Annotated in this window: 16 protein-coding genes; 9 read left to right on the plus strand and 7 right to left on the minus strand. The window is 64.5% G+C overall.

What is annotated here, in order from left to right:
* Positions 1–94 precede the first annotated feature (94 nt).
* The gene (katG, locus tag GGD62_RS11305; protein WP_183708513.1) at positions 95–2,260 is read right to left on the minus strand and encodes a catalase/peroxidase HPI; all 2,166 of its coding nucleotides are present in this window, start codon (positions 2,258–2,260) and stop codon (positions 95–97) included.
* Between the two features lie 114 nt (positions 2,261–2,374).
* Between katG and GGD62_RS11310 the strand changes: the two genes are divergently transcribed.
* The 4 genes from GGD62_RS11310 (at position 2,375) to GGD62_RS11325 (ending at position 5,406) form a co-directional block, all read left to right on the plus strand.
* Positions 2,375–3,301: a hydrogen peroxide-inducible genes activator gene (locus GGD62_RS11310; RefSeq protein WP_018323398.1), complete on the plus strand. Its 927-nt coding sequence runs from the start codon at positions 2,375–2,377 to the stop codon at positions 3,299–3,301.
* Positions 3,302–3,308: 7 nt separating this feature from the next.
* The gene (locus GGD62_RS11315; RefSeq protein ID WP_183238343.1) at positions 3,309–3,764 is read left to right on the plus strand and encodes a GNAT family N-acetyltransferase; all 456 of its coding nucleotides are present in this window, start codon (positions 3,309–3,311) and stop codon (positions 3,762–3,764) included.
* Positions 3,765–3,835: 71 nt separating this feature from the next.
* Positions 3,836–4,675: a hypothetical protein gene (locus GGD62_RS11320; protein WP_246800062.1), complete on the plus strand. Its 840-nt coding sequence runs from the start codon at positions 3,836–3,838 to the stop codon at positions 4,673–4,675.
* A 134-nt stretch (positions 4,676–4,809) separates the two neighbouring features.
* Positions 4,810–5,406 (plus strand): glutathione S-transferase family protein, encoded by a 597-nt coding sequence (locus tag GGD62_RS11325; protein ID WP_092251470.1) that lies wholly within the window; start codon positions 4,810–4,812, stop codon positions 5,404–5,406.
* 117 nt (positions 5,407–5,523) lie between these two features.
* On the opposite strand, the gene fabI is transcribed toward GGD62_RS11325, so the two are convergent.
* From fabI to fabA, 3 genes are all read right to left on the minus strand, one after another.
* Positions 5,524–6,321 carry an enoyl-ACP reductase FabI gene (gene fabI, locus GGD62_RS11330; RefSeq protein ID WP_183708515.1) on the minus strand — a complete coding sequence of 266 codons (798 nt, stop codon included), beginning with the start codon at positions 6,319–6,321 and terminating at the stop codon, positions 5,524–5,526.
* Positions 6,322–6,471: 150 nt separating this feature from the next.
* On the minus strand, positions 6,472–7,695 hold the full coding sequence (gene fabB / locus GGD62_RS11335) for a beta-ketoacyl-ACP synthase I (RefSeq protein WP_018323401.1): 1,224 nt from the start codon (positions 7,693–7,695) through the stop codon (positions 6,472–6,474).
* Positions 7,696–7,734: 39 nt separating this feature from the next.
* Complete coding sequence (gene fabA, locus GGD62_RS11340) at positions 7,735–8,256, minus strand: bifunctional 3-hydroxydecanoyl-ACP dehydratase/trans-2-decenoyl-ACP isomerase (RefSeq protein WP_018323402.1); 522 nt, start codon at positions 8,254–8,256, stop codon at positions 7,735–7,737.
* 351 nt (positions 8,257–8,607) lie between these two features.
* Between fabA and irrA the strand changes: the two genes are divergently transcribed.
* A complete protein-coding gene (gene irrA, locus GGD62_RS11345) occupies positions 8,608–9,099 on the plus strand; it encodes an iron response transcriptional regulator IrrA (protein WP_014490952.1) in 492 nt (163 codons plus the stop codon).
* A 139-nt stretch (positions 9,100–9,238) separates the two neighbouring features.
* Here the strand turns inward: irrA and GGD62_RS11350 are convergent, their stop codons facing one another.
* Complete coding sequence (locus GGD62_RS11350) at positions 9,239–9,769, minus strand: SH3 domain-containing protein (protein WP_018323403.1); 531 nt, start codon at positions 9,767–9,769, stop codon at positions 9,239–9,241.
* A 338-nt stretch (positions 9,770–10,107) separates the two neighbouring features.
* Here GGD62_RS11350 and GGD62_RS11355 point away from each other — a divergent pair, with 338 nt between their 5' ends.
* Positions 10,108–11,109, plus strand: a complete 1,002-nt coding sequence (locus tag GGD62_RS11355; RefSeq protein ID WP_018323404.1) for a D-glycerate dehydrogenase — start codon at positions 10,108–10,110, stop codon at positions 11,107–11,109.
* A 3-nt stretch (positions 11,110–11,112) separates the two neighbouring features.
* On the opposite strand, the gene GGD62_RS11360 is transcribed toward GGD62_RS11355, so the two are convergent.
* Positions 11,113–12,024 carry a LysR family transcriptional regulator gene (locus GGD62_RS11360; protein ID WP_183708517.1) on the minus strand — a complete coding sequence of 304 codons (912 nt, stop codon included), beginning with the start codon at positions 12,022–12,024 and terminating at the stop codon, positions 11,113–11,115.
* Between the two features lie 118 nt (positions 12,025–12,142).
* Between GGD62_RS11360 and GGD62_RS11365 the strand changes: the two genes are divergently transcribed.
* Positions 12,143–13,150 (plus strand): aldo/keto reductase, encoded by a 1,008-nt coding sequence (locus GGD62_RS11365; protein WP_183708519.1) that lies wholly within the window; start codon positions 12,143–12,145, stop codon positions 13,148–13,150.
* Positions 13,151–13,159: 9 nt separating this feature from the next.
* On the opposite strand, the gene GGD62_RS11370 is transcribed toward GGD62_RS11365, so the two are convergent.
* The gene (locus GGD62_RS11370) at positions 13,160–13,963 is read right to left on the minus strand and encodes a molybdopterin-synthase adenylyltransferase MoeB (RefSeq protein WP_179732613.1); all 804 of its coding nucleotides are present in this window, start codon (positions 13,961–13,963) and stop codon (positions 13,160–13,162) included.
* Between the two features lie 248 nt (positions 13,964–14,211).
* Between GGD62_RS11370 and GGD62_RS11375 the strand changes: the two genes are divergently transcribed.
* Positions 14,212–15,570: a peptidoglycan-binding protein gene (locus GGD62_RS11375; protein WP_183708521.1), complete on the plus strand. Its 1,359-nt coding sequence runs from the start codon at positions 14,212–14,214 to the stop codon at positions 15,568–15,570.
* A 280-nt stretch (positions 15,571–15,850) separates the two neighbouring features.
* Positions 15,851–16,594, plus strand: coding sequence for a ParA family protein (locus GGD62_RS11380; protein ID WP_183708523.1), 744 nt, complete (start codon positions 15,851–15,853; stop codon positions 16,592–16,594).
* Positions 16,595–16,681: the final 87 nt, after the last annotated feature.

The raw sequence follows: 16,681 nt of genomic DNA on the forward strand, positions 1-16,681 counted from the left end.
CCAACGACGAGAGAGCCCCCACCCGCGCCTTCGGCGCGACCTCCCCCGCAAAGCGGGAGAGGTTGCACCGAGCCCGAGGTGAGATCAGTCGACCTCAGCCCGCGATGTCGTAGCGGTCGAGGTTCATCACCTTGGTCCAGGCCTTGGCGAAGTCCTTTACGAACTTCTCCTTGGAGTCCGAGGTGGCATAGACCTCGGCGAAGGCGCGGAGCTGGGAGTGCGCACCGAAGATCAGATCGACGCGCGTGCCAGTCCACTTCACCGCGTTGGTCTTGCGGTCGCGGGCCTCGTAGCTGCCGTCGGCCACCGGCGTCCACTGCGCACTCATGTCGAGCAGATTGACGAAGAAGTCGTTGCTGAGCGTGCCCACCTTCGAAGTGAGAACGCCATGCTTCGAACCGTTCGCATTGGCGCCGAGCACGCGCAGACCACCGAGCAGGACCGTCATTTCCGGACCGGTGAGCCTGAGCAGCTGGGCGCGATCGACGAGGGCTTCTTCCTGCTGCAGGAACTGATGCTTCTTGCCGACGTAGTTGCGGAAGCCATCGGCCCGCGGCTCGAGCGGCGCGAAGGACTCAGCATCGGTCTGCTCCTGCGAAGCATCCATGCGGCCCGGCGTGAAGCCGACCTTCACGTCGACGCCGGCATCCTTGGCGGCCTTCTCGACCGCGGCGGTACCGCCGAGCACGATGAGGTCCGCGAGCGAGACCTTCTTCGCGCCTGAAGACGCGTTGAAGTCCTTCTGGATCGCTTCGAGCTTGCCGAGAACCTTGGAGAGCTGAGCCGGCTGGTTCACCTCCCAATCCTTCTGCGGGGCAAGACGGATGCGTGCACCGTTGGCACCGCCGCGCTTGTCCGAGCCGCGGAACGTCGAGGCCGACGCCCAGGCGGTCGAGACCAGCTCGGAGACCGACAGACCCGACGCCAGGATCTTGGTCTTCAGCGCAGCGATGTCCTGCTCGCTGGCCAGCTCGTGATTCACGGCCGGAATCGGATCCTGCCAGATCAGCGTCTCCTTCGGCACCAGCGGGCCGAGATAGCGCTGGATCGGCCCCATGTCGCGATGGGTGAGCTTGAACCAGGCGCGGGCAAAGGCGTCCGCGAACTGATCCGGGTTCTCCAGGAAGCGACGCGAGATCTTCTCGTAGGCCGGATCGAAGCGCAGCGAGAGGTCGGTGGTCAGCATCGTCGGCCGATGCTTCTTCGACTTGTCGAAGGCGTCGGGAATGATCGCGTCGGCGCCCTTGGCCGTCCACTGGTTCGCACCGCCCGGGCTCTTCGTCAGCTCCCATTCGAAGTTGAAGAGGTTCTCGAAGAAGTTGTTGCTCCACTTGGTCGGCGTCGCCGTCCAGGTCACTTCGAGACCGCTGGTGATGGAATCACCCGCGAGGCCCGAAGCGTGCTTGCTCTTCCAGCCGAGGCCTTGATCCTCGAGCGCGCCCGCTTCCGGCTCCGGACCGACCAGCGAAGGATCGCCGGCGCCGTGTGTCTTGCCGAAGGAGTGGCCGCCGGCGATCAGCGCGACGGTCTCTTCGTCGTTCATCGCCATGCGGGCGAACGTCTCGCGGATGTCCTTGGCCGCAGCGACCGGATCCGGCTTGCCGTTCGGGCCTTCCGGATTGACGTAGATGAGGCCCATCTGCACCGCGCCGAGCGGCTCGGCGAGCTGGCGCTCGCCGCTGTAGCGCTCATCACCAAGCCACGTGCCCTCGGGACCCCAATAGAGCTCTTCCGGCTCCCAGACGTCGGCGCGGCCGCCGGCAAAGCCGAAGGTCTTGAAGCCCATCGATTCCAGCGCGACGTTGCCGGCGAGAACCATCAGGTCGGCCCAAGAGAGCTTGCGGCCGTATTTCTGCTTGATCGGCCACAGCAGCCGGCGCGCCTTGTCGAGGTTGGCGTTGTCGGGCCAGCTGTTGAGTGGCGCGAAACGCTGCTGGCCGGCACCGGCGCCGCCACGGCCGTCGGTGATGCGGTAGGTGCCCGCGCTGTGCCAAGCCATGCGGATCATGAGACCGCCATAGTGACCGAAATCGGCTGGCCACCACTCCTGCGAGTCCGTCATCAGCGCGGTCAGGTCCTTGACCACCGCCTTAAGGTCGAGCGTCTTGAATTCCTTGGCATAGTCGAATTCGTCGCCCATCGGATCGGATAGGCCGGAATTCTTGTGCAGCATCTCGATGCTGAGCTGAGTTGGCCACCAATCGCGGTTCGCTGGCACGCGTTTTCCACCCGAAAACGGGCACTTCGAAGTGTCGTCCATGAATACCTCCTCTGGTGGCGTCGAACTCGCGCCTTTGACCAGGTAGAACCACTCTAAGCGTCGCGTCCTATCAGGTAAAGTTGACTTTAATGATCGCTGCGATAGGATTTTCTGATGATAAACCTGACGCTGCGCCAGCTCCGGTATTTCGACGCCTTGGCGCGCCACGGGCATTTCGGCCGCGCGGCCGAGTCCTGCTCCATCTCGCAACCGGCCTTGTCGATGCAGATCAAGGAGTTGGAGGAGACGCTCGGCGGCCTGCTGCTGGAGCGCAGCGCCCGGCAGGTGGCGCTGACGCGGTTTGGCGAGGAGCTCGCGCAACGCGTCCGCGACATTTTGCGCTCGGTCGATGAACTCGGCGATTTCGCCCGCGCCTCGCAGGACCGCTTCGCCGGCCGCCTGCGCATCGGCATGATCCCGACGATCGCGCCCTATCTGCTGCCCACGATCACCAAGAATCTCACGCGCATGCATCCGGAGCTCGACATCCGTGTGCGCGAGACCATGACGCCGCGATTGATCCAGGAGTTGGTGGAAGGCCGGCTCGACACCGCCATCGTGGCGCTGCCGGTGTCCGAGCCTTCGCTCACCGAGGTCGCCCTGTTCGAGGAGAAATTCCTGCTGGTCCGGCCGAGCGCGGATGAAGGGACCCCGGCGCCGTCGCGCGAGATGATGCGCGAGATGCGGCTGTTGCTGCTCGAAGAGGGACACTGCTTCCGCGATCAGGCGCTGTCGTTTTGCAACATGCAGTCGGCGCCGCCGCGCGAAATGCTGGATGCCAATTCGCTGTCGACGCTGGTCCAGATGGTCAGCGCCGGCATCGGGGTCACATTGATCCCGGAGATGGCGGTGCCGGTGGAAACGCGATCGGCCTCGGTCTCGCTCGCGCGCTTCCGCGACCCGCAGCCATCGCGCACCATCGGCATGGTCTGGCGCAAGACCAGCCCGCTGGCGCGGCAGCTGCTGCAAATCTCCGAAGTGGTCTGCCTGTCGGCCGGCAAAGTGCGCGCACGCCCACCTGTACGCAACCAGCGGGCCTGAGGCTCCAATGCCGCAACCGATCATCCGCCTCGCCCGCGCCGACGAATATGACGAGGTCGGCCGCGTCTGGATGGAGAGCTGGGTCTCGACCGGGTTCGGCGAGGCCAGCGACTTTCTGCTCGCCAATCTCCGCGCCCGCATCCGACGCGAGATCGAGAACGGCTGGAGCCTGTTCGTCGCCGATGATCGCGGCACAATCGCCGCCATGCTGGCGCTGCATGTGCCAAAACTCTATCTGGATATGCTTTTCGTTGGACCCGCCTATCAGGGGCAGTCGCTCGGGCGAAAGCTGCTCGCCTTCACCCGCACGCAGATGCCGGATGAGATGTATCTGCGCTGCGTGCGCGAGAACGAAAAAGCCTGGCGCTGGTACGAGCGCGAAGGCTTTGTGTTCGAGAAAGAGGAGATCGAGCCGTCGAACGGGTTCATGATGAAATATTACCGGTGGCAGAAGACGTCATAGGTTCTGCTTGCGGAGGCGCCCCGCACGCTCTAGTTTGCGGATTACATCTCAGCAACTTCCGCTCCCGAGTGATGTTACGCAATCTCGCCGTCGCCGCCCTGTTCGCGTCGCTTTGTGCATCGACCGGATGGGCCCAGTCTCCCTCCGCTCCACCAACTGCCACACCCCCGGCAACAGCCAAGCCTGTTGCGAAAAAGGCTGCGCCGAAGGCTAAGCAGCCGGCAGCGAACAAACCGCAAGCGGTGGACGTCGGCCCCTGCAAGCTCGGCGTAATCTCCGTGATCGGGGAGCGCTACTCCGTCCAGAAGTTCGGGCTGACCATCTTCGAGAACGAGGAGGCCGAAGTTCCTATCGACTGGGGTCTCGACGATCTCGTGTTTGCGCGCGTGAAAGCGGCAACAGGCGGCGATCCCGGTGTTCGCAGGATCGCCTACCCCAAGGGTGCCTTCGAACCGTTCTATCATCCGAAATCGCGATTCATTCCCGATCCCAACGAACGCCTGCCAGCGATCGTGCGTGGCATCACGCCGAACGTGAGCTGCGATCGCTATCTGGTTGCGACGACGTACAAGGGAGAATTGCCGGGCAGCCGCATGATGTTGAACGGAATCGGCACATTCAACCAAGGGCTCGGAAATCTGATCCGGCATTCGCATTTGTTCGCGAACATCTCGATCAACCTGATCGACGGCCGGAGCTACGAGGAGATCAAGCGCCCCTTTGTAAATTTCGGCGCGAACTTCGCCGCAAGTATGCGACTGACCGAAGACCCGCTTAACAAGCTCGACAATGACCAGTTCCCCAACCCGCCCGCGACCGCTTCGAGCAGCGCGATCCTGCGCGAGAGAACGCGGGCGCTCATCACCGACAGGCTCGATCGGGGGCTTCCCGGTTATCTGAAGCAAGACTGACACGCACTCATTCGCGTCGACCAAGATGTTGACGACCGAACGCTGCATCGGACCAACCGTAGTGCGTTGCGATTTCGAAGCAGACACGCGATGAATAGCCTCGCCCGCCTCACGCCGATGGAAGGTTCCGCGCCATGATCAAGCTCTATTGGTCGCCCCGCTCGCGCTCGTTCACGACGCTCTGGCTGATGGAAGAGAGCGGCCTTGCCTATGAACGCGTGCTGACCGACATCTCGACCGGCGCGCAGAAGGCGCCGGACTATCTGAAGATCAATCCGATGGGCAAGGTGCCCGCGCTCAGCGACGGCGACGCCGCACTCGGCGAGGCCGCCGCGATCTGCGCCTACATTGCCGACCGCTATCCCGAGACCAAGCTGGCGCCTGCCGTAACCGATCCGCGCCGCGCGCGCTATCTGCAATGGCTGTTCTTCTCGCCGGGCTGCATCGAGCCCGCCATCATCCAGATCTTCACCAAGATCGAGATCCCGACCTCGACCGCAGCCTGGGGCAGCGCGACGCAGGTGTTCGACGTGCTGGAGGCTGCGCTTGCCAAGGGGCCGTGGATTCTCGGCGAGGAGTTTTCGGCCGCCGACATCACGATCGGCTCGGGCCTGAATTACGCGGTGCGCCTGTTCAAGATGGTGCCGTCGCGGCCCGCCTTCGATGCCTATATCGCGCGCTGCATGGCACGTCCCGCGTTCCAGCGCGCGGAGAAGATCGCGGCGGGTTAGCCGAACTCTCGTAGGGTGGGCAAAGCGTAGCGTGCCCACGTCTTCTATCTATGGCGACCGCTGAGAGATCGTGGGCACGTCGCTTGCGCTCCTTTGCCCACCCTACGGCAGCTTCGTCTATTCCGCCTTCAAATCGTCAGGCCGCGGCATCAGCACGATGTTGTAGCCGGAATCGACATAGTGGATCTCGCCGGTCACGCCGCCGGAGAGATCCGACAGCAGGTACAGCGCCGAGCCGCCGAGCTCGTCGAGCGTGACGCCGCGGCGGAGCGGCGAATGCTTCTGCATGAAGGCGAACATCGCGCGCGCCTCGCCGATGCCGGAGCCCGCGAGCGTGCGGATGGGGCCCGCGGAGATCGCGTTGACGCGGATGCCGCGCGGTCCGAAATCGGAGGCGAGATAGCGCACGGAGGCTTCCAACGCCGCCTTGGCCACGCCCATCACATTGTAGTTCGGCATCGCGCGCTCGGAGGCGCCGAAGGTCAGCGTGATCATGCTGCCGCCCTCGGTCATCAGCTCGGCGGCGCGCTTTGCGACCTCCGTGAACGAGAAGCAGGAGATCACCATGGTGCGTGAAAAGTTCTCGCGGCTGGTGTCGGCGTAGCGGCCCTTCAGCTCGTTCTTGTCGGCAAAGCCGATCGCGTGGATGACGAAATCGAGCTTGCCCCATTTTTCACGGAGCGCATCGAAGGTCGCATCGACGCTGGCGATGTCCTCGACGTCGCACGGCAGCACGAGGTCGACACCAAGCTGCTCCGCCAGCGGCTTGACGCGCTTGCCCAAGGCTTCGCCCTGAAAGGTGAAGGCAAGCTCGGCGCCGTGCGCGCGCAGCGTCTTCGCCATGCCCCAGGCGATCGAATGATCATTGGCGATGCCCATGATCAGACCGCGCTTGCCTTTCATCAGACCTTCCATTGTCGTTCCCATTATCCTGAGGTCATCGCCCGCCTTGTGCGCGCTGCGCACTGGGGCGGGCGATCCAGTATTCCAGTGACGGTCATGATCGATCGAGAAGCCGCGGCGTACTGGATGCCCCGCTTTCGCGGGGCATGACAGGGTCGGTGATCACACATCCAGCCGGCTGAACACCAGCGTGGCGTTGGTGCCGCCGAAGCCGAAGGAGTTCGACAGCACGGTGCCGATCTTGGCGTTGTCGATGCGCTTGCGCACGATCGGCATGTCGGCGAACACGGGATCGAGCTCCTGGATATGTGCGCTCTCGCAGATGAAGCCGTTATTCATCATCAGCAGCGAGTAGATCGCCTCCTGCACGCCGGTGGCGCCCAGCGAGTGGCCGGTCAGCGCCTTGGTCGCCGAGATCGGCGGGCACTTCTCGCCACTTCCGAACACGCGGCGGAGCGCATCGATCTCCGGCGGATCGCCGGCCGGCGTCGAGGTCGCGTGCGGGTTGATGTAGTCGACCTTGGTCTTCACCGTCGACATCGCCATGCGCATGCAGCGCTCGGCGCCTTCGCCCGAGGGCGCGACCATGTCGTAGCCGTCCGAGGTCGCGCCGTAGCCGACGATCTCGCCGTAGATGCGGGCGCCGCGCGCCTTGGCATGTTCGAGCTCTTCCAGCACCAGCACGCCGGCACCGCCGGCGATGACGAAGCCGTCGCGGTTGACGTCGTAGGGCCGCGAGGCGGTGGCGGGCGTGTCGTTGTATTTCGAGGACATCGCGCCCATGGCGTCGAACAGCACGGAGAGCGACCAGTCCAGCTCCTCGCAGCCGCCGGCGAAGATGACGTCCTGCTTGCCGATCTGGATCGTCTCATAGGCGTTGCCGACGCAATGGTTCGACGTCGCGCAGGCCGACGAGATCGAATAGTTCACGCCCTTGATCTTGAACCAGGTCGCAAGCGTCGCGGAGGCCGTGGACGACATCGCCTTCGGCACTGCGAAAGGTCCGACGCGCTTCGGTCCCTTGGTGCGGGTGATGTCGGCGGATTCGACGATGGTGCGGGCGGAGGGGCCGCCGGAGCCCATGATGATGCCGGTGCGGATGTTGGAGACTTCGTCAGGCGAAAGACCGGAGTCCTGGATCGCCTGTTCCATTGCGACGTGATTCCATGCCGCGCCCTGACCGAGGAAACGCATCGCGCGGCGGTCGACCACCGTCGCGGGATCGAGCGACGGCGCGCCCGCTACCTGCGAACGGAAGCCGAGCTCGGCATATTTCTCAGCCCGCGAAATGCCCGACTTCGCCTCGTGAAGGCTCGCAAGCACTTCCTGGGTGTTGTTTCCGATCGACGAGACGATGCCCATCCCGGTGACCACAACCCGCCTCATGACAGCCTCGCCTCAATCGTTGTTGTCTTGGTGATGCGCTCAGCCCAGGCTCGTGCCCTGCTTGAACAGGCCGACCTTCAAGTCCTTGGCGCGATAAATAATCTGGTCATCGACCGAAAGCCACCCGTCGGCGATACCGAGCACCAGCTTTGAACGCATCACGCGTTTGATATCGACGTTGTACACAACCTTGCGGGCCTCGGGCAGCACCTGGCCGCTGAACTTCAGCTCGTTCAGGCCAAGCGCGCGACCACGACCTTCGCCTCCGGTCCAGCCCAGGTAAAAGCCGACCATTTGCCAAAGCGCGTCGAGGCCTAGGCAGCCGGGCATCACCGGATCGTTCTTGAAGTGGCAGCCGAAGAACCAGAGGTCGGGCTTCACGTCGAGCTCGGCGCGCACCAGCCCCTTGCCGAACTCGCCGCCATTGTCGTTGATGTCAGTAATGCGGTCGAACATCAGCATCGGCGGCAACGGCAGCTGGGCATTGCCCGGGCCGAACATCTCGCCGCGGCCACAGGCCAGCAGATCTTCGTATTCGTAACCGTTGCGCCTGTTCAGCATGCAGAGCCTCTGTTTGAATTCCGATTGAGCGGCGCTTTTTGGCGAAAATGGGCCCCGTTTCGGTCGGAGAGCAACGCCAATTGCCACTGTCAGGCGCTGCGTCCGCATGCCCCGGATGGACTGCGGACCGGGCCTCGTGCCCGGCTGCGCCAAAATCGGCTAAGCGGAACCGCGCGCTCTCTAACACAGGCCATTTCGGGTAGCAAAGTGCATCCATGAAGGTAAAATGACGCGATACCGGGCCGGTTCCAAGCCTTATTAGAACCTCTCTAGTTGCGAGAAACTTGCATCTGCATCTTTCTGTTCTTATATTGCTGAGAGATATTGTTCACGCGTGCCCGAAATCTGGAAATGAGCGAGAATACTGCGCCCCATCACGACGACGACGTCCACTCCGCGGCCCTGCTGTCCGGCCGCCAGCCGGCTCTCACCGGCTGCCCCTGGCACGACGTCAACGAAATGCTCCAGTCCGCCGGGCTCCGTCCGACGCGTCAGCGCATGGCACTGGGCTGGCTGTTGTTCGGCAAAGGTGCTCGCCACCTCACGGCTGAAATGCTCTACGAGGAAGCCACACTGGCCAAGGTTCCGGTGTCGCTGGCGACTGTCTACAACACGCTGAACCAGCTCACCGATGCCGGCCTGCTCCGCCAGGTCAGCGTCGACGGCACCAAGACCTATTTCGACACCAACGTCACCACCCACCATCACTACTACCTCGAGAACAGCCATGAGCTGGTCGACATCGAGGATCCGCATCTGGCGCTGTCCAAGATGCCGGAAGTGCCGGAGGGTTACGAGATCGCGCGCATCGACATGGTCGTGCGCCTGCGCAAGAAGCGCTGAACCTCACAACTCTATTGTCGTCCCGGCGAACGCCGGGACCCACCGCGTGATTCCTCAATGAGGCACGCCGGTTGACGCCTCCCAAAACAATTGAACCCTGTGGTTATGTGTCCCGGCGTTCGCCGGGACGACAGCAGCGTCAGTTCACCTGCTCGTCCGAATACACGCCCCAGAGGCGCTCCTGCTGGATCCAGCCGTCAAAACCGTTGCCGGTGACGCGGCACCAGTTTGCAGCGCACTTCTTTACCTGCGTGACGACGCCGGCCTGGAGTCTTGCTGCAACCGCGCTGTCGAGATCGGCGCGATCGTAGATCGGGGCGAGGTCGTCCTTGTGCTTCATGGTGACGACCGCGGTGCGGCGGCCCGACAGCAGCGAGTGATAGACCCAGCCCTCGGCGCCTTCGGAATCGCGCACCCGGCGCCAATTCTCGAACTCGGCGGTAATTTCCACCGGCAGGCCCGAACGGGTGTAGACCCAGGCCACGTCATTGTCCTTGGTCGGGCCGGCACGGACGTTCACGTGATCCGATTTGAGGCTGACATAGCGCGGCACCGGCAGGCCGCTGGCGGTCTGGGGCGTGGTGTCCTTGGCCGAATGCGAGGGGCCGACCGAAGCGCTCAACCAGGTGCAAACGAGCGCCATTACCGAACAAAAACGCCCCAACGCCATCAACCCGTCTCCTGTCGAAGACCCGGCCCGAGCCCGGTCCTCACCCCAAATTCCAAAACCTGCCGCGCAACCCCCTGACCCGCCCCACGCGGGTGTTCCCCAAACCGGGCTCCTTGAAGCCTTGACCCGTGGTTCTTGTCTTGGCCCGGCCTTCTGCTAGAGAGGACGGGCACTTGAACAACCAGTTTGCCCCGATTTTCCGGCCGGAAATATCGGGAGAGCTTGGAAACGCCGGGGACGGACACGGCAAGGGCAGTGTCGAACAACCGGGTTAATGAGACCTCAACGACCGGCCTTTGGCGACAGAGGCGGCTTGCGACGCCTCATGAGAGCAGGACATGTCGGTGAAGAAAAAGCCCCTCGTCGTGGTGACGCGCAAGCTGCCGGATTCGATCGAGACGCGGATGCGCGAATTGTTCGACGCGCGGATCAATCTCGAGGACACGCCGATGTCCGCCGACCAGATCGCGGAAGCCGCACGCACCGCCGACGTGCTGGTTCCGACCGTCACCGACCATATCAGCGCCGACATCATCAACCAGCCCGACTGCAAGCTGCGGCTGATCGCCAATTTCGGCAACGGCGTCGATAATATCGACGTCGAGGCCGCGCATGCCCGCGGCATCACCGTCACCAACACGCCCAAGGTCCTGACCGAGGACACCGCCGACATGACCATGGCGCTGATCCTCGCCGTGCCCAGGCGGATGATCGAAGGCGCCTCGATCCTGACCGAAGGAAAACCCTGGCCGGGCTGGTCGCCGACCTGGATGCTCGGCCACCGTATCGGCGGCAAGCGGCTCGGCATCATCGGCATGGGTCGCATCGGCCAAGCGGTGGCGCGCCGCGCCCGCGCCTTCGGGCTGCAGATCCACTATCACAACCGCCGTCCCGTGGCGCCGAAGATCGCCGAAGAGCTTGGCGCGACCTATTGGGAAAGCCTCGACCAGATGCTGGCGCGGATGGACATCATCTCGGTGAACTGTCCGCACACGCCGGCGACCTATCATTTGCTCTCGGCGCGGCGGCTGAAGCTGATCCGCAAGGACGCCTATATCGTCAACACCGCGCGCGGCGAGGTGACCGACGAGGACACGCTGATCAAGCTGATCGAAGGCGGCGAGATCGGCGGCGCCGGGCTCGACGTCTACGAGCACGAGCCTGCAGTCAACCCCAAGCTGGTGCGGCTTGCCAAGGCCGGCAAGGTGACGTTGCTGCCGCATATGGGCTCGGCCACGATCGAAGGCCGCGTCGAGATGGGCGAGAAGGTGATCATCAACATCCGCACCTTCCTCGACGCCCACAAGCCGCCGGATCGCGTGCTGCCGAGCATGCTCTGAGGTTTATTTCCCGCGCGTCTCGCGCTTGCGCCAGTCGGCGACGAAATCGATGAAGGCGCGCAGCGCGGGCGGCGTCTGGCGCCGGCTCGGGTAATACAGGAACGGGCCGGGAAACGGCTCGCACCAATCTTCCATCAGGCTGACCAGCGCGCCGGACTTCACGGCATCGCCGACATAACCGTCGATCGTTGCCCAGACGCCCACACCATCGAGCGCGGCTCGCAGGGCAAGGGTCATGTTCGTGGAGATCAGCTTTGCCGGCGGATCGACCTTCACGATCTGGCCGGCCTTCTCGAACTCCCAATCGTGCATGACGCCGCTCGAATACCGGGCGCGGATGCAATCATGCTCGAGCAAATCCTTCGGATGCTTCGGCTCGCCGCGGCGCGCGACATAATCGGGCGAGGCGACGACGACATAGTGCTGCGGACCGCTCAGCGGGATCGCCACCATGTCCTGCGCGAGATGCTCACCATAACGCACGCCGGCATCGTAGCCCCCGCTCACGATATCGACGAAACCGCTTTCGGACACGACGTCGAGATCGACCTGCGGATGCGCTGCGAGGAACGGGCCGACCATCGGCGCCAGCACGAGATCGACCGCCGGGGGCGGCGCGTTGATGCGCAGGCGGCCGGAAGCCACCTCGCGCAGGCCCCGCACCTCCGCCAGGGCATCGCCGACGTCGCGTAGCGCAGGTGCCACCCGCGACAGCAGCAGCTCGCCCGCCTCGGTCAGCGCGACACTGCGGGTGGTGCGGTTCATCAGGCGGACGCCAAGGCGCTCCTCGAGGTCGCGTAGGCGCTGGCTAAGGCTCGACACCGACACGCGAATCTCGATCGCCGCCCGCCGGAAATTGCGGGTGCGGGCGACCGCCACGAAGACGTCGAGATCGCGCAGATCAGGCTCAGTCATTGTTCGTTAGAATGAACAAGCCATTCGGTATTGTCCAGCTTATCGGCGCAATGGACCAGGTGCATATCCAGCCCGTCATGCGGCGCAATCAGCCTGCCGCCTTTCGAGGAGAGCCATCATGGAACAGCACAAACTCGGTTCAACCGGCCCCCGCGTCTCTGCCCTTGGTCTCGGCTGCATGGCCATGTCGGACGCCTATGGCCCGGCCGATCGCGGCGAGAGCATCGCCACGATCCACGCGGCGCTCGACGCCGGTATCACGCTGCTCGACACCGGCGATTTCTACGCCATGGGTCACAATGAAATGCTGATCCGCGATGCGCTGAAGGAAGTGGCGCGCGACAGGGTGCAGATCAGCGTCAAGTTCGGCGCGCTACGCGGCCCTGCCGGTGAATTCACTGGCATGGATTGCCGCCCGGCCGCGATCCGGAATTTCCTCGCCTATTCGCTGCAGCGGCTCGGCACCGACTATATCGATATCCACCGCCCGGCACGGCTCGACCCCAACGTCCCCATTGAAGAGACCATCGGCGGCCTCGCCGATCTCGTGAAGGCTGGCTACATCAGGCATATCGGCCTGTCCGAGGTCGGCTCCGACACCATCCGCCGCGCGCATGCCGTGCATCCGATCGTCGATCTCCAGATCGAATATTCGCTGATCGAGCGCGGCATCGAGCGCGACATTCTCAAGACCTGCCGCGAGCTCGGCATTGGCATCACCGCCTATGGCGTCCTGGCGCGCGGCCTGATCAGCGGCCATTGGTCGAAGGATTCGGGCACGGCCGGCAAGGACTACCGGCTGATGACGCCGCGCTTCCAGGGCGCAAATCTCGACGCCAATCTCGCGCTGGTGGAGTCCCTGCGTGCCATCGCCGGCGAAATCGGCGCAACGCCGGCGCAGGTCGCAATCGCCTGGGTCGCGGCGCAGGGAAAAGAGATCGTGCCGCTGGTCGGCGCCAAGACCCGCACCCGTCTCGTCGAAGCGCTTGGCGCGACCAGGGTCACGCTGACATCGGCGCATCTTGCGGCGCTGGCCAAGGCGTTTCCGCCGGATGTCGCCTCGGGCACGCGTTACACCGCCGAGCAGATGGCCCATCTCGATAGCGAGAAGCCGGCCACGGCGTAACGCAGCCCATCACGTGCGATGGGCGCTGAGGTCGGTGATCACAGGCCCGTCGCCGTTGAGCGGATTGGCCGGATCGCGCGAATAGCGCAGCGTCTCGAAGCGCATCGCGCGCGCATCGATCATCAGGAGGCGGCCGACCAGGCCGTCGCCGAAACCGACGATCTCGCGGATCGCCTCCATCGCCATCATTGATCCCAGCACGCCCGCCAGCGCACCCATGACGCCGGCTTCCGCGCAGGCAGGAACGGTACCCGGCGGCGGCGCCTCCGGAAACAGGCAGCGATAGGTCGGATTGAATTCGCCCTGCTCGTTGGTCTCGTGCGCGCGGATGGTGGTGAGCGAGCCGTCGAAGGTGCCGAGCGCGGCCGTGATCAACGGCCGCTTCGCGAAGAAGCAGGCGTCCGAGACCAGATAGCGTGTCGAGAAATTATCGGAGCCGTCGAGCACGAGGTCGTAGTCGCCGATCAGGCTGAGCGCATTGTCCGCATTCAGCCAGGTGGCGTGGCCGACGAAGCGAACATGCGGGTTGAGCGCCGCAATCCGCTCGGCGGCGCTCTCGACCTTGTGCCGGCCGATATCGGGCGTGGTGTGGATCACCTGGCGCTGCAGATTGGACAGCGACACCACGTCGTCATCGACCACGCCGAGCGTGCCGATGCCGGCGGCGGCCAGATACATCAGCGCCGGCGCGCCGAGCCCGCCGGCGCCGATCACCAGCGCAGAGGCGCGCTTCAGCGCCGCCTGGCCCGGTCCGCCGACGTCGCGCAGCACGATATGGCGGGCATAGCGTTCCAGTTCGTCCGGGCTCAGCATCGTCGTACGCCTCTCCTACCAAGCCGTCGCTCTCACTCCTCATGGGGAGGAAGCGCAAAGCGCCGTCTCGAACCATGCAGGCCCCGATCTCGCCGCGGCTATCCTTCGAGACGCGGCCTTGAGGCCGCTCCTCAGGATGAGGACCTGTGTACGCGGCTCGACCTTAGGCCTGAACCACCCCAACATTGTTCGCGACCAACGAGATGTGCTTCAATGGCATTGCGTTCAATGGGCTGGTTGGATTTGTCATGAGATCGATGCTTGCGGCAACCTTGATGTTTGCGGCTGCCACAGGCGCGCACGCCCAGATGACGACGCCGCAGATCCCCGGTACCAAGCCGAAGCTGGTCCAGACCGTGCCGATCCGGCCTCCGGCAACGCAGACGCCATCGGCGACGGCGGATGCGATGGCGCAAGCGGAGCGGCTGTCGCTGCAATCCGACCTCGCCTGGGTCGGCCAGTACAACGGCGCCATCACCGGCGACGTCAGCGCGCGCCTGGTCAACGCCATCAAGGAATACCAGAAGGCCAAGGGCGGCAAGCCGACCGGCGTGCTCAATCCGCAGGAGCGCGCCGCGCTGGCCGAGACGGCGCGAAAGAAGCAGGACGGCGTCGGCTGGAAGATCGTGACGGAGCCGACCAGCGGCGCCCGGCTCGGCATCCCCTCGAAACTGGTGCCGCAGCAGGCGAGCGACGCCAACGGCTCGAAATGGACCTCGCCGACCGGAACCGTGCAGGTGCTGCTCAGCCGCCGCAAGGAGGCGAACCCGACCGCGGCAAAACTCGCGGAGCTGGAGAAGGAGCCGTCCGGGCGCAAGGTCGATTACACCGTGGTGAAGCCCGATTTCTTCGTGCTCTCGGGATTGCAGGGCCTGAAGAAGTTTTACGTCCGCGGCACCTTTAGAGGTGACGAGGTCCGCACCATGACGATCCTCTACGACCAGGCGACCGAGAACACGGTCGAGCCGGTCGTGATCGCGATGTCGAGCGCGTTCAACGCGTTTCCGTCCGGACCGCAAGCCGGGCCGCCGCCGCGCAAGACCGTCGAATACGGCACCGGCCTCGTCATCAGCGATGACGGCGCGATCGTCACCGACCGGCTCGTCACCGACGGCTGCCTCGCCATCACGATCGCCGGCTATGGCAGCGCCGATCGCCTCGCCGAGGACAAGGAGCGCGGTCTTGCACTCCTGCATATCTACGGCGCGCGCGGCCTGAAGCCATTCAGCCTCGCTGGCGGCGCGGCCAAGACGAACGTGGATGTCGTCGGCATCGCCGATCCGCAGAGCCAGGGCGGCGCGGCGAGTGTCTCGACCGTCAAGGGCGCACTCGCACCGGTCACGAGCAGCGAGTCCGCACTGTCGCCTCCCCCGGCGGTGGGATTTTCCGGTGGTCCGGCGATCGATGGCGACGGCAAGTTCGCCGGCATTGCGTTGTTGAAGCCGACCATGGTGGCAGGACCCGCGACATCGGTGCCGGCCTCGCAGGCCGTGATGGTGTCCGCGGACGCCGTGCGCGATTTCCTGAAGGCGAAACAGGTCACGGTGAACGGTACGTCGACGGACGCAAAGGCCGCCGTCGTGCGCGTGATCTGCGTGCGGAAGTAGGTTTAACGCCAACTCTCGTGTCCCGGACGCGGTGCGGCGCGTAGTGGACACGAGTTCAACTGAGCCGCGAGCATCATCACACGTACGACTACTGGTCCAGTAATGGTACGGATTAGCTGGCCATCCCCATTCCGCCATCATCGTTACTGTTGATTCGGACCTCCGCGATCCCCCTTTGGATCGGGCCGGCACGTCCTGAGCGAGAAGGCTCAGCATCGAGATCGATGCACGTTCGCGTGGCGTATTCCTGACCCAAGCATTCCAAAGGATTGATCTTCAAATGCACACGATCGTACTGGCCACCCAAAAGGGTGGCAGCGGCAAGAGCACGCTCGCCATCGGCCTCGCGCTCGCGGCCAAGCAGGCCGGCTTCACCGTCCGCCTGATCGAGACCGACCCGCAGGGCACTCTGTCGAACTGGCAGCGCCGCCGCACCGCCGATGATCTCGTCGTCGAGCCGATCTATCATGCCGCCGACATCGAGCCGCGCCTGAAGATGCTGGCTGACAGCGGCCTGCAGCTGGCGATCGTCGACACCGCCGCCGGCCTCAGCGCCGCGACCACCGCTGCGATCCGCCATTCCGATCTCTGCCTGATCCCGGCCCGCCCGAGCGTCGCCGACATCGAGGCGACCGTCTCGACGCTCAGCGTCGCACGCGCCTGGAAGCGGCCCTACAGCTTCGTGCTCAACCAGACGCCGATCCGCGGCCAGCGCATCGACAACGCCGCCAACACCCTCGCCGAGGAAGCCGCGCTCGATCTCACTGAAGTTCTCGCGCGCCCGCTGATCGTGATGCGCAACGATCATCAGGACTCGCTCGCGAGCGGCCTTGCCGTGAGCGAATTCGCGCCGAACGGCAAGTCGGCGGACGAGATCCGCGGCCTGTGGCGCTGGATCGAAACCCGGCTCGAGCTCAGCGCCACGACCAATGTCCTGATCGACCAGGTGATGTCGGCTACCGACGGCATGCTGCATGTCGCTGCCGATCTTTCGGCAGAGGAGACCACGACACTGGCGTCCTGAGCGGGGCAATCGCTCTGACGGCAGTCGGCCCTTCACCATCCGGCAGGGGCCCCAGCGACGAAGCGATCCGGCCACCAGCCCGGCCGG

Origin of the sequence: Bradyrhizobium sp. ERR14, from assembly GCF_014198235.1 — a bacterium.
GTDB lineage: Bacteria > Pseudomonadota > Alphaproteobacteria > Rhizobiales > Xanthobacteraceae > Bradyrhizobium.